General features: G+C 70.4%; 13 protein-coding genes. 6 read left to right on the plus strand and 7 right to left on the minus strand.

Going from position 1 to position 11599, the window contains the following annotated elements; all coding sequences use genetic code 11:
* The 3 genes from ACNFOC_RS41935 to ACNFOC_RS41945 all read left to right on the plus strand — a co-directional run.
* Positions 1-394: DUF6758 family protein (locus ACNFOC_RS41935; protein ID WP_416964270.1), on the plus strand; the 394-nt coding region annotated here is incomplete at its 5' end.
* Positions 395-568: 174 nt separating this feature from the next.
* Complete coding sequence (locus ACNFOC_RS41940) at positions 569-1426, plus strand: PHP domain-containing protein (RefSeq protein ID WP_416964271.1); 858 nt, start codon at positions 569-571, stop codon at positions 1424-1426.
* Between the two features lie 58 nt (positions 1427-1484).
* The gene (locus ACNFOC_RS41945) at positions 1485-2090 is read left to right on the plus strand and encodes a MarC family protein (RefSeq protein ID WP_416964272.1); all 606 of its coding nucleotides are present in this window, start codon (positions 1485-1487) and stop codon (positions 2088-2090) included.
* A gap of 146 nt (positions 2091-2236) precedes the next feature.
* On the opposite strand, the gene ACNFOC_RS41950 is transcribed toward ACNFOC_RS41945, so the two are convergent.
* Positions 2237-2389, minus strand: coding sequence for a DUF8834 family protein (locus tag ACNFOC_RS41950; protein WP_019058373.1), 153 nt, complete (start codon positions 2387-2389; stop codon positions 2237-2239).
* Between the two features lie 196 nt (positions 2390-2585).
* Between ACNFOC_RS41950 and ACNFOC_RS41955 the strand changes: the two genes are divergently transcribed.
* Positions 2586-3479 (plus strand): NYN domain-containing protein, encoded by an 894-nt coding sequence (locus ACNFOC_RS41955; protein WP_416964273.1) that lies wholly within the window; start codon positions 2586-2588, stop codon positions 3477-3479.
* A gap of 1 nt (position 3480) precedes the next feature.
* Here the strand turns inward: ACNFOC_RS41955 and ACNFOC_RS41960 are convergent, their stop codons facing one another.
* Entirely contained in the window at positions 3481-4359 is an 879-nt protein-coding gene (locus tag ACNFOC_RS41960) for an alpha/beta fold hydrolase (RefSeq protein ID WP_416964274.1), read from the minus strand.
* Between the two features lie 129 nt (positions 4360-4488).
* On the minus strand, positions 4489-7116 hold the full coding sequence (locus ACNFOC_RS41965) for a DEAD/DEAH box helicase (RefSeq protein WP_416964275.1): 2628 nt from the start codon (positions 7114-7116) through the stop codon (positions 4489-4491).
* A 480-nt stretch (positions 7117-7596) separates the two neighbouring features.
* Between ACNFOC_RS41965 and ACNFOC_RS41970 the strand changes: the two genes are divergently transcribed.
* A complete protein-coding gene (locus ACNFOC_RS41970; protein WP_416964276.1) occupies positions 7597-8334 on the plus strand; it encodes a ferritin-like fold-containing protein in 738 nt (245 codons plus the stop codon).
* 71 nt (positions 8335-8405) lie between these two features.
* On the opposite strand, the gene ACNFOC_RS41975 is transcribed toward ACNFOC_RS41970, so the two are convergent.
* The 4 genes from ACNFOC_RS41975 to ACNFOC_RS41990 form a co-directional block, all read right to left on the minus strand.
* Positions 8406-8675, minus strand: a complete 270-nt coding sequence (locus ACNFOC_RS41975) for a hypothetical protein (protein ID WP_416964279.1) — start codon at positions 8673-8675, stop codon at positions 8406-8408.
* 168 nt (positions 8676-8843) lie between these two features.
* Positions 8844-9071, minus strand: a complete 228-nt coding sequence (locus ACNFOC_RS41980) for a DUF3107 domain-containing protein (RefSeq protein WP_019072095.1) — start codon at positions 9069-9071, stop codon at positions 8844-8846.
* A 169-nt stretch (positions 9072-9240) separates the two neighbouring features.
* Positions 9241-9885: a TetR/AcrR family transcriptional regulator gene (locus tag ACNFOC_RS41985; protein ID WP_366489710.1), complete on the minus strand. Its 645-nt coding sequence runs from the start codon at positions 9883-9885 to the stop codon at positions 9241-9243.
* A gap of 225 nt (positions 9886-10110) precedes the next feature.
* Positions 10111-10296: a hypothetical protein gene (locus ACNFOC_RS41990; protein ID WP_416964277.1), complete on the minus strand. Its 186-nt coding sequence runs from the start codon at positions 10294-10296 to the stop codon at positions 10111-10113.
* A gap of 159 nt (positions 10297-10455) precedes the next feature.
* Here ACNFOC_RS41990 and ACNFOC_RS41995 point away from each other — a divergent pair.
* On the plus strand, positions 10456-11599 hold a 1144-nt coding region (locus ACNFOC_RS41995; protein ID WP_416964278.1), incomplete at its 3' end, for an alpha/beta fold hydrolase.

Here is an 11599-nt window from a genome sequence, read left to right on the forward strand (position 1 = left end):
GGCTACGGCGGTCGCGTGCACCGGCCCCGGGCCGCTCGGGGGGATCGGGGAGTTGATCCTTGTCGCCGAGGAGCTGGGGGTCGGTCTTGGCGCGCGGTATGCGGGGATCGACGGTCCGGATCCTGGGCCCTACATGAGCGTGGAGAAGCCTGCGCAGGCGAAGTTGTTGGCTGCGGGGCGGCCTACTCCGTTGTGGCATGTCGCTACGGCGCCGGATGATCGGGCCGTTTTCGCGGGGGAGGCGTTGGGGTTGTGGCTGTGGGCCGTGGTGTGGCCTGAGCAGTCGGGGTTGTTGATGTATGACGAGCTGGTGCTTACGGATTTGCGGGATGCGGGGGCCGAGGTTGATCTGGTGCCGTGTGGGGCGCTTTCGCCGCGCTTGCTGGAGCCGTAGCGCCTAAGGGGGTGCGGGTTCTGTTGTGGGGCGGGTGCAGGTCCGTTGTGGCTGGTCGCGCAGTTCCCCGCGCCCCTTAAGGGCAGGACCCCTGGGGCGTTTATAGGGGCCCCTGTGATGCCGTTACCCTTGAGTGGTCCGCATCCGTACTATCTGCGCCCTGGAGTCTGTGTCGTGCGTATCGATCTGCACTGTCACTCCACGGCCTCCGACGGTACGGACACGCCTGCCGAGCTGGTGCGGAATGCCGGTGCTGCTGGGCTGGATGTTGTCGCGCTGACCGATCACGACACCAGTCGTGGGTATGCGGAGGCGATCGAGGCTCTGCCCGCTGGGCTCACGCTCGTCACCGGGGCCGAGATGTCCTGTCGGATCGACGGGGTGTCCATGCACATGCTGGCTTATCTCTTCGACCCGGAGGAGCCTGCTCTGCTCGCTGAGCGGGAGTTGGTCCGGGACGATCGGGTGCCTCGGGCTCGGGCCATGGTGGGGCGGCTTCAGGAGCTGGGTGTGCCGGTGACCTGGGAGCAGGTTGCCCGGATCGCCGGGGAAGGGTCTGTCGGGCGGCCTCATGTGGCCACCGCGCTCGTCGAGTTGGGCGTTGTGCCCACTGTGAACGACGCGTTCACCGTGGAGTGGTTGGCCGATGGTGGGCGCGCTCATGTCGCCAAGCATGAGACCGATCCGTTTGAGGCGATTCGGCTGGTGAAGGCCGCGGGGGGCGTGACCGTGTTCGCGCACCCGGGTGCCAGCAAGCGGGGGCACACCGTGCCCGAGGCCGCCATCGCCGAGATGGCCGCCGCCGGGCTCGACGGTATCGAGGTCGAGCACATGGACCACGATGCCGAGACGCGGGTGCGGCTGCGGGGGCTCGCCAAGGAGCTCGGGCTGCTGGCCACCGGGTCCAGCGACTATCACGGGAGCCGTAAAAGCGTGCGGCTCGGGGAGTACACGACCGATCCCGAGGTCTACGGCGAGATCACGCGGCGCGCTACCGGAGCGTTCCCGGTGCCGGGGGCCGGCGGAGTCTGACCCCGCCTCCGACCGATCGTCTCCGCTCACTCTCACCTGCAAGGCTCGTGGCTCACCCATGTTCGACGTCGCCGTCTTCGGCTCCCTCTTCCTGACCCTCTTTGTCATCATGGATCCCCCCGGGATCACCCCGATCTTCCTCGCGCTGACCTCCGGACGGCCATCCAAGGTGCAGAAGCGCATGGCGTTCCAGGCCGTGTGCGTGGCCGGCGGTGTCATCACCGTCTTCGGGCTGCTCGGGCACCAGATCCTCGACTACCTGCATGTCTCCGTGCCCGCGCTGATGATCGCGGGCGGGCTGCTGCTCCTGCTGATCGCGCTGGACCTGCTCACCGGCAAGACCGACGAGCCCAAGCAGACCAAGGACGTCAACGTCGCGCTCGTACCGCTGGGCATGCCGCTGCTCGCCGGGCCCGGTGCGATCGTGTCCGTCATCCTCGCCGTGCAGAAGGCCGACAGTGTGGCCACGCAGGTGTCGGTGTGGGCGGCGATCCTCGCCATCCATGTCGTGCTGTGGGTGGTGATGCGGTACTCGCTGCTGATCATCCGGGTCATCAAGGACGGCGGTGTGGTGCTGGTGACCCGGCTCGCCGGGATGATGCTGTCCGCGATCGCCGTGCAGCAGATCATCAACGGGATCACCCAGGTGATCAAGGGGAGTTGACCCCCGGGCAACGCGGAACCCCCGCACGGCGTCGGTGCCGTACGGGGGTTCCGAAGTGTGGTCGCGATCCGCGTGGGGGTCGCGCGCAAGTGTCGTAGGTGATGCGTCGTCGGTATTACGTCGTAGGTGTTACGCGGCCTCGAGTGTTACGAGGCCTTGGTCTCGGCGGGGCGGATCCACAGGCGCTGTCCAATGGCGGCGGCCTGCTGCACGATCCGATTGACGGAGGCGGCGTCCACGACGGTGCTGTCCACGGTGGTGCCGTCGACCTCGTCGAGACGCATGATTTCGAAGCGCATGGCTTCTCCCTTCGTCTGGTCATCCTCCTGAGGAGAACTACTTTGGTTACTGATGTAGCCAACGGGATGCGTGTTACAAACATTCCCTACGCTAAGGAAATTTTTCGAACGCCTAATTACTGACCGGTAAGAGATCGGCGCGAGACTGACCGGGACCGGTTGTGTTCGCAGCGTGACCGCCGGGACAATGGAAGCGATGAACGACGACCTCGCGGCCCTCAGCGCCCGCATCGACCGCACGAACGAGCTGCTCCAGCGCATGCTCGCCGAAGTGGCGAAGACGCCCTCGACGCATGCGATCTTCGTCGACGCCGGGTACTTGTACGCAGCCGCGGGCCGGCTCGTCTCCGGGACCGAGGACCGACGCACCTTCGACCTCGACACCGAGGGCCTCATCGAGGCGCTCATCGACAAGGCCCGCACGATCTTCGCGGACAGCCGGCTGCTGCGCGTCTACTGGTACGACGGCGCCCGGCGCCGCATCCACACCGCCGAGCAGCAGGCCATCGCCGAACTCCCGGACGTCAAGGTGCGGTTGGGCAACCTCAACGCCAACAACCAGCAGAAGGGCGTCGATTCACTCATCCGCTCCGACCTGGAGTCCCTCGCCCGGCACCGCGCCATCAGCGACGCGGCCCTCATCGGCGGCGACGAGGACCTGGTCTCGGCGGTCGAGGCGGCCCAAGGGTACGGCGCCCGCGTCCACTTGTGGGGCATCGAGGCCCCGGAGGGCCGTAACCAGGCGGAGCCGCTCCTCTGGGAGGTCGACAGCCAGCGCACCTTCGACCTCGACTTCTTCAAGCCGTACGTCTCCCGGCGCGCGTCCGCCGTCTACGAGGCCGCCGCCACCCGGCCCACCCGCGACGACGTCCGCTTCGTGGGCGCGCAGATCGCGGCGAAGTGGCTCGCGGCGCGGGGGAGGGAAGCGCTGGTGGACCTGCTGCCCGGGCATCCGTATCTGCCGGGGTCGGTCGACCAGGACCTGCTGGTCGAGGCGGAGGGGCTGCTCCAGTACTCCCTGCGCGGGCAGGCCGACCTGCGGCGCGCGCTGCGGGACGGGTTCTGGGAGCACCTTCAGACGCAGTACTGATCTATGGGGCGGCCGTGTCCCAGAAGTCGGCGATGGCCTGTGCCGTCGCGGCCGGCTGGTCCGTGTTCGGTGAGTGCTCGGCCCGCGCTATGACCGTCCGCCGTGCCTTCAGCCGTACGGCCATGTCGTCCAGGAGCGGTACCGGCCAGGTGTCGTCGCGTGAGCCCGACAGGACGTGGACGGGGAGCGGCACCGCTGCCAGCTCGGCCACCCGGTCCGGTTCCTCGCACAACTGGCGTCCCGCGGCGAGGAGTTGAGCCGGCTTCGTGCCCAGCCAGCGGCGGCGCAGGTCGGCCCGGTCGTCGAGCCCCTCGTCCAGCGCGCCGCCGGTCTCGGTCTCCTCCGGTGCCTCCATCGCCTGGATCGCGTCCCACACCTCGGCCATCGACATCACCGCGAGCGCGTCCCGCAACAGCTTCACGCGCTGCTGCTGGGAGACGGAGATCTCCGCCGGCCCCGACGCCATCAGCGTCAGCGACACGAACGGCGTGGCGTCGAGGAGGACGGCCGCCCGCGCGACATGCCCGCCGAAGGAGTGCCCGAGCAGGTGCACCGGCGCGCCCACGGTCTCGGCCAGCGCGAGCACGTCCCGCGCCAACTCGTCCTGGGCGTAAGGGGATTCGTCGTGCGCCGGGCCGTCCGTCTCGTACTGGCCGCGCCCGTCGACGGCCACGGTCCGGTACCCGCGCGCGGCGAGCGCCTCGTGCAAGGGGTTGAAGTCCTCCTTGCTGCCGGTGAACCCCGGCAGCAACAGCGCGACCCCCTTCGCCTCGACACCGTCGCCCATGGGCGAGTCCACGACGGCGAACTCACCGCGAGCGGTCCGCAACGGGTACGCGCGAGCGCTGGGGGGCGGGGTGAAGGAGGGGGGCCTACTCATGGGTCGAGATTAACCGGCGAGGCTGAGCGGGATGGGGACGGGAGGGTGTAACCGGGGTTAACGCGCTGCTGGAACGCCGATGGCCCGACCCACATGAAGTGGGCCGGGCCATCGGCGTTGCTGAGTCGGTCAGCCCTCGGTGGTCTCCGCTGCCGCCGTCGCCGCGGTCTTGCGGGGACGGCGCACCCGGGGCTTCGCCTCGGGCGCCTCCGCCGTCTCCACGGTGACCGGAGCCTCGGCGGCCTTGCGGGTCGTACGACGACGCGGCTTGACCTCCGCCTCCTCGGCCACCTGCGCCGGGATCTCGGCGGCGGCTGCCGTCTTGCGGGTCCGGCGCGGCTTGGCTTCGACGGCCTCGGCCGTGTCCACGGCGGCAATCGCAGCCTTACGAGTGCGGCGCGGCTTGGCCTCGGCGACGACCTCCGCCGGTGCCTCGACGGCAACGGCGGCCTTGCGGGTCCGACGCGGCTTCGCCTCAACACCCTCGGCCGTGTCCACGGCGGCAACCGCGGCCTTGCGGGTCCGGCGCGGCTTGGTCTCGACGACCTCCGCCGGTGCCTCCGCGACTACGACGGCGGCGGCCGTCTTGCGCGTGCGGCGCGGCTTCGTCTCGACACCCTCGGCGGTGTCCACGGCGACGACCTCGGCCGGAGCCGCGGTCTTCCGGGTCCGCCGCGGCTTGGTCTCCGCCACGACCGGCGTCTCCACGGCCTCCACTACCGGCTCCGCGACCTTGCGGGTACGGCGACGGGGCGCGGCCTCCACGGCGCTGCCCTGCTCCTCGACCACCTGCGCGGGGATCTCGGCGACGGCCTTGCGGGTCGCGGTACGGCGACGCGGCTTGGTCTCCTCGACGGCCTCGACCGTGTCGACGACCTCGACCGCCTCGACCGGAGCCGCGGTCTTCCGCGCCCGGGTCCGACGCGGCTTGGCCTCGACGGCCTCGACCGTGTCGACAGCGGCCACGGCCGCCGTCTCGGGCGCGACCTCGACCGGCTCCGCGGCCTGTACGGCCTTACGGGTCCGGCGACGCGGCTTGGTCTCCTCGACCGGAGTCTCGACCGCAGGGGCCTCGACCACCGGGGTCACGGCCTCGACCACGGCGACCGCCGGCTCCGCCGACTTTCGCGTACGCCGACGGCGCGACGTCGTCGGGGCGTCCAGGGCCGGACCCTCAGCCGTGGCTACGGCGTTCTCCGCGACCTCGGAAGCGGGCGTGGAGGTGACTGCCGTGGCCGGCAGCTGCTCTCCCGCCGCTCCGTTGCGCGTGCGGCGACGGCGGCGCGGGGTGCGGGTCGCGGTGTCCTCGGAGGCGGCCAGCGCGGTCTCCTCCGGAGTGGACGACGTCACGGCCGTAGCCGCCGAAGTCCCTTCCATCGGGGCGCCGTTGCGGGTACGACGGCGGCGGCGCGGGGTGCGCGCCGAGCGCTCGGTGTCGGCGGAACGGGACTCGTCGCGGCTGTCGCGGCTGTTGTCACGGCCGCTGTCGCGACCGCCCCTGCCGCCGTCACGACCACCACGACCACCATCGCGACCGCCCCGGCCACGCGGACCGCCACGACCGCCGGTCTCGCCGAGGTCCTCGACCTCCTCCGCGGCCAGCCCGGCGCGCGTGCGCTCCGAGCGGGGCAGGACACCCTTGGTGCCCGCGGGGATGTTCATCTCCTCGAAGAAGTGCGGGGAGGTGGAGTACGTCTCCGGCGGGTTCGGGAAACCGAGGTCCAGCGCCTTGTTGATGAGCTGCCAGCGCGGGATGTCGTCCCAGTCGACGAGCGTGACCGCGATGCCCTTGGCGCCCGCGCGGCCCGTACGGCCGATGCGGTGCAGGTAGGTCTTCTCGTCCTCGGGGGACTGGTAGTTGATGACGTGCGTGACGCCCTCGACGTCGATACCGCGGGCGGCGACGTCGGTGCAGACGAGCACGTCCACCTTGCCGTTGCGGAACGCGCGCAGCGCCTGCTCGCGGGCGCCCTGGCCGAGGTCGCCGTGGACCGCGCCGGACGCGAAACCGCGCTGCTGGAGCTGGTCGGCGAGGTCGGCCGCCGTGCGCTTCGTACGGCAGAAGACCATGACCGGGCCCCGGCCCTCGGCCTGAAGGATCCGGGCGACGAGCTCGGGCTTGTCCATGTTGTGCGCGCGGTAGACGAACTGCTTGGTGTTCGCGACCGTCGCGCCCTCGTCGTCCGGCGAGGTGGCGCGGATGTGCGTGGGCTGCGACATGTAGCGGCGCGCGAGACCGATGACCGCGCCCGGCATGGTCGCCGAGAACAGCATCGTCTGACGGCGGGCCGGCAGGAAGTTGATGATCTTCTCGACGTCGGGCAGGAAGCCCAGGTCGAGCATCTCGTCGGCCTCGTCCAGGACGAGCGACCTGATGTGCTTGAGGTCGAGCTTCTTCTGGCCCGCGAGGTCGAGCAGTCGGCCGGGGGTGCCGACGACGACGTCGACGCCCTTGCGGAGCGCCTCGACCTGCGGCTCGTAGGCCCGGCCGCCGTAGATGGCGAGGACGCGTACGTTGCGCACCTTGCCCGCGGTCAGCAGGTCGTTCGTGACCTGCGTGCACAGCTCGCGCGTGGGGACCACGACGAGCGCCTGCGGGGCGTCGGTCAGCTGCTCGGGCTTGGCGCGGCCGGCCTCGACGTCGGCGGGGACGGTCACGCGCTCCAGGAGCGGGAGGCCGAAGCCCAGCGTCTTGCCGGTGCCGGTCTTCGCCTGGCCGATGACGTCCGTGCCGGAAAGGGCTACGGGGAGCGTCATCTCCTGGATCGGGAAGGGGGAGACGATACCGACGGCCTCAAGGGCCTCAGCGGTCTCGGGAAGGATTCCGAGCTCTCGGAAAGTAGTCAGGGTGCTGCCTCTTCTGTGTGCGCGGTGCGAGGCGAGCGCGGGGGTCGTGTCAGGACCGTGCCGGGGACGTCGGCTGCCTTACGGACAACCCGCGAGGGCAAGCCGTACTGCACGGGACCACTGCCGACGCTCTAGCGCTCGAACCGCTGAGGGTCCCCCTCCGAACGACGTACGCAACATGCCGTACGGGCGAGGAGGGCTGTCGGGTCGGAGCCGATCGGGCCACCGACCGGGCATCCTCATTCGTGCGGCCCGGCGAATACTCGGCGGGCGCATTACCACCATACCCCGGAATCACGCACATGCGTTGGCCGATTTGGTCACGTAGTCGTCGTCACACTGATTGACCAGGGACTTCCGCCGTGCTGTGAGCGGGCTATTGTGCGCTTCATGACGACCGCTGACAACGCCTCCGACGCGCCCGCCGAACCCACCGGAGTCGCCGCCCAGGACTGGGCCACGGCCTCCGCCGACCCGCAGTACCGCAACGCGGTCGTGGACCTGCTCGGCGCGCTCGCGTACGGCGAGCTGGCGGCGTTCGAACGGCTCGCGGAGGACGCCAAGCTGGCGCCGACGCTCGCCGACAAGGCGGAGCTGGCGAAGATGGCGTCGGCCGAGTTCCACCACTTCGAGCAGCTCAGGGACCGGCTCACGGAGATCGGGGCCGAGCCGACCGACGCGATGCAGCCGTTCGTCGCCGCCCTCGACGGCTTCCACAAGCAGACGGCACCCTCGGACTGGCTGGAAGGGCTCGTCAAGGCGTACGTCGGCGACTCGATCGCCAGCGACTTCTATCGCGAGGTCGCCGCCCGCCTCGACAAGGACTCCCGCTCGCTCGTGCTGGGTGTCCTCGACGACACCGGGCACGCCAGTTTCGCCGTGGAGAAGGTGCGCGCGGCGATCGACGCGGACCCGCGCGTGGGTGGTCGACTCGCCCTGTGGGCACGGCGGTTGATGGGTGAGGCGCTGTCGCAGTCCCAGCGGGTGGTCGCCGACCGGGACGCGCTGTCGACGATGCTCGTGGGTGGCGTGGCGGACGGCTTCGACCTCGCGGAGGTGGGCCGGATGTTCTCCCGGATTACCGAGGCGCACACCAAGCGGATGGCGGCCCTGGGGCTCGCCGCCTGACACGGCTACGGGGGAGCACTGCCGGTACGGCTACTCGAGAGTGCTGGCAGCACGGCTATGCGAGAGCGCGGTCATGCGGGGGCGGATCGTCCCCGGAGTCGTCTCGCGGGTCGAAGGAGCAGCGAGAGCGAGGCCGCCGAGACGACCACCGCGCCGAGCAGGCTCGCCAGGCCGCTGCCGGGACCGAGCGCGCTGTGGGTGACGAAGTCACCGAAAAGGGCTCCGGCGACACCCGTCGAGAACACCAGGGAGCGGGTCGGCAGACGGTGTGCGAGCCGGTGCGTGGCGGCCCACGCGAGCAGCACACCCAGGACAGCTGAGCCGAGCGCTTCCAGGATCATCACGGGGGTCCCTCCCACGGCCGGCGTCATTGTGCGGTCGTAGCCGGTCATACCCGTGACCTGCGGAATGCAATCCTCCCCTGTGGGTGACTTGTGCTCCATCTGTGGTGGAAACGCGAGGGGGCCCGGTGACCTCCACGGTCACCGGGCCCCCTCGTCCGTTCGCGACTACAGCGCGCCGAAGCCCACCTTGCGCGGGGCCGCCTCGCCGAGCTCGACATAGGCGAGCCGGTCGGCGGGGACGAGGACCTTGCGGCCGTGCTCGTCCACGAGGCTCAGCAGCGGAGCCTTCCCGGTCAGCGCCTCGGCCACGGCCTGCTCGACCTCCTCGGCGCTCTGACCGGTCTCCAGAACGATCTCGCGAGGCGTGTGCAGCACGCCGATCTTGACCTCCACGGCTATGTCCCTCCGACGGTCAGCAAAGTGCGCGATCTTCCGCGCCGTACGCAGCACACATTAGCCCGGCGAGGGGGCGTAGATGTTCCGCGCCTGAACGCCAAGAGCGAACAGCCCGTGGGAACAAACGGCCGCCCACGGCCTTCTTGGCTGTCGGCGGCCGTCAGCGTCAGTGGTGCTGTTCGTTCCCGTGCAGCGGGAAACCGGCGATGCCCCGCCATGCCAGCGAGGCCAGCAGCTGGACCGCCTGGTCGCGCGGGACGCTGCGGTCGCTGTGCAGCCAGGAGCGGGCGACGACCTGCGCGAGACCGCCGAGACCCGAGGCCAGCAGCATCGACTCGGCCCGCGACAGGCCGGTGTCCTCGGCGATGACGTCGCAGATCGCCTCGGCGCACTCGTTCGTCACCTTGTCGACGCGCTCGCGCACGGCGGGCTCGTTCGTCAGGTCCGACTCGAAGACCAGCCGGAAGGCGCCGCCGTCGTCCTCGACGTAGGCGAAGTACGCGTCCATGGTCGCCCGGACGCGCTGCTTGTTGTCCGACGTCGACGCGAGCGCGGTGCGCACCGCCTGGATCAGCGACTCGCAGTGCTGGTCGAGGAGGGCGAGGTAGAGGTCGAGCTTGCCCGGGAAGTGCTGGTAGAGCACCGGCTTGCTGACACCGGCGCGCTCGGCGATGTCGTCCATCGCGGCCGCGTGGTAACCCTGTGCGACGAAGACCTCCTGGGCGGCGCCCAGCAGCTGGTTCCGTCGGGCACGGCGCGGCAGGCGGGTGCCCCGCGGGCGCGCCGCCTCTGTCTGCTCGATGGCTGTCACGCCGCCTCCCAAATGTCGTCCTCATGCGGTGAGCGCCGCGCCGCCATCGTACTTTTCGGTAACCGTGGTGTGCGCGGTGCGAGCGCAGAATTTCACGTACCGGACGATGGTGAAAGCGGTGTGAATGCCCCTAGAAGGGGATGTAGAGGTCGCAGGTACTCGGAGGTAAGGGGCCTTCTTCTTACTGAAGGGGCCCGGTCCGACCACGGAAGAGCCCGGTCGGTGTCACCGATAGTCGTCTTCGTCGAGGGGGACGACACGGGCCTGTTCCGCCACGTCGGCCTCGTTGGCCTTGCTCGGGTCGACGTCGGGCGGCTGTTCGTCGGTGGTGTCGTCCTCGGGGGCTTCGGCGTCGAACGGGGTGGCGCTCTCGTCCTCGAACGTCTCCGGATCGCTTGGGTCGACGGTCATGGCGGGCTCCCTTCCTGATACGTCCTGAGCCTAGGAGACACCGGGCGGGGGTGCCATGGCGGACGCCCTGGGGTTGCCTTGCGGCCGCCGTAGAGCTGTCGTAGGGCTTGTGACGGCGAACACATGAGCCACTGCGTGATCGTCTCGTAACATTGCCGCATGTCTTCGACAGAGCTGCCTTCCGTGTCGGCCGCCAGTGTGCTCCCCAAGGTGGCGCCCGTCAGGGTCGGCGAGGGGGAGCGGCTCAGGTCGGTCGGGCTGCCGGGGATCACGCTGGCGGTGCGGTCGAGAGCGGCGGTGCGCGAGGGGCTGCCGCCCGCGCTGTACGTCCATGGGCTGGGCGGTTCCTCGCAGAACTGGTCGCAGCTCATGGCCGAGTTCGACGGCCTGGTCGACAGCGAGGCCCTGGACCTGCCGGGCTTCGGCGACTCCCCGCCGCCGGACGACGGCGACTACTCCGTCACCGGGCACGCGCGCGCGGTCATCCGTTACCTCGACGCCGCCGACCGCGGTCCGGTGCACCTCTTCGGCAACTCGCTGGGCGGCGCGATCACGACCCGCGTGGCCGCGGTGCGCCCTGACCTCGTCCGCACGCTCACGCTGATCTCCCCGGCGCTGCCGGAGATCCGCGTCCAGCGCTCGGCGGTGCCGACCGCGCTGCTGGGCGTACCGGGCATCGCGTCCCTGTTCACCCGCATCAGCAGGGACTGGACGGCCGAACAGCGCGTCCGCGGCGTCCTCGGCCTCTGCTACGGCGATCCCGGCATGGTGACACCGGAGGCGTTCCGCCACGCGGTCGAGGAACTGGAGCGGCGACTCCAACTGCCGTACTTCTGGGACGCGATGGCCCGTTCCTCACGGGGCATCGTCAACGCGTACACCCTGGGCGGCCAGCACGGCCTCTGGCGCCAGGCCGAACGCGTCCTCGCCCCGACCCTCCTCGTCTACGGCGGCCGGGACCAACTGGTCGGCTACCGCATGGCCCAGCGGGCGGCCCGCGCCTTCCGCGACTCCCGCCTGCTGTCCCTGCCGGACGCGGGGCACGTCGCGATGATGGAGTACCCGGAGACGGTGGCGGCGGCGTTCCGTGAACTCCTCGTGGATGCGGGGGAGTTGGGGGAGCTGGGCGAGTCCGGGAAGCGGCGGGAGCCGTCGGGAGCCGGTGCCGACAGCGCTGCGGATGCCGGTGCGGAACCGGATGAGGATGCCGGTGCGGGTCCGGATGCGGGTGCCGGTGCCGTGCGGGGGCGTCGTGCCGGTGAGGCGGATGGTTTCGGCCGAGGTGGCGGGGGCGGCGCGCGGG

The sequence above is a fragment of the Streptomyces colwelliae genome, assembly GCF_048158785.1.
Classification (GTDB): Bacteria; Actinomycetota; Actinomycetes; order Streptomycetales; family Streptomycetaceae; genus Streptomyces.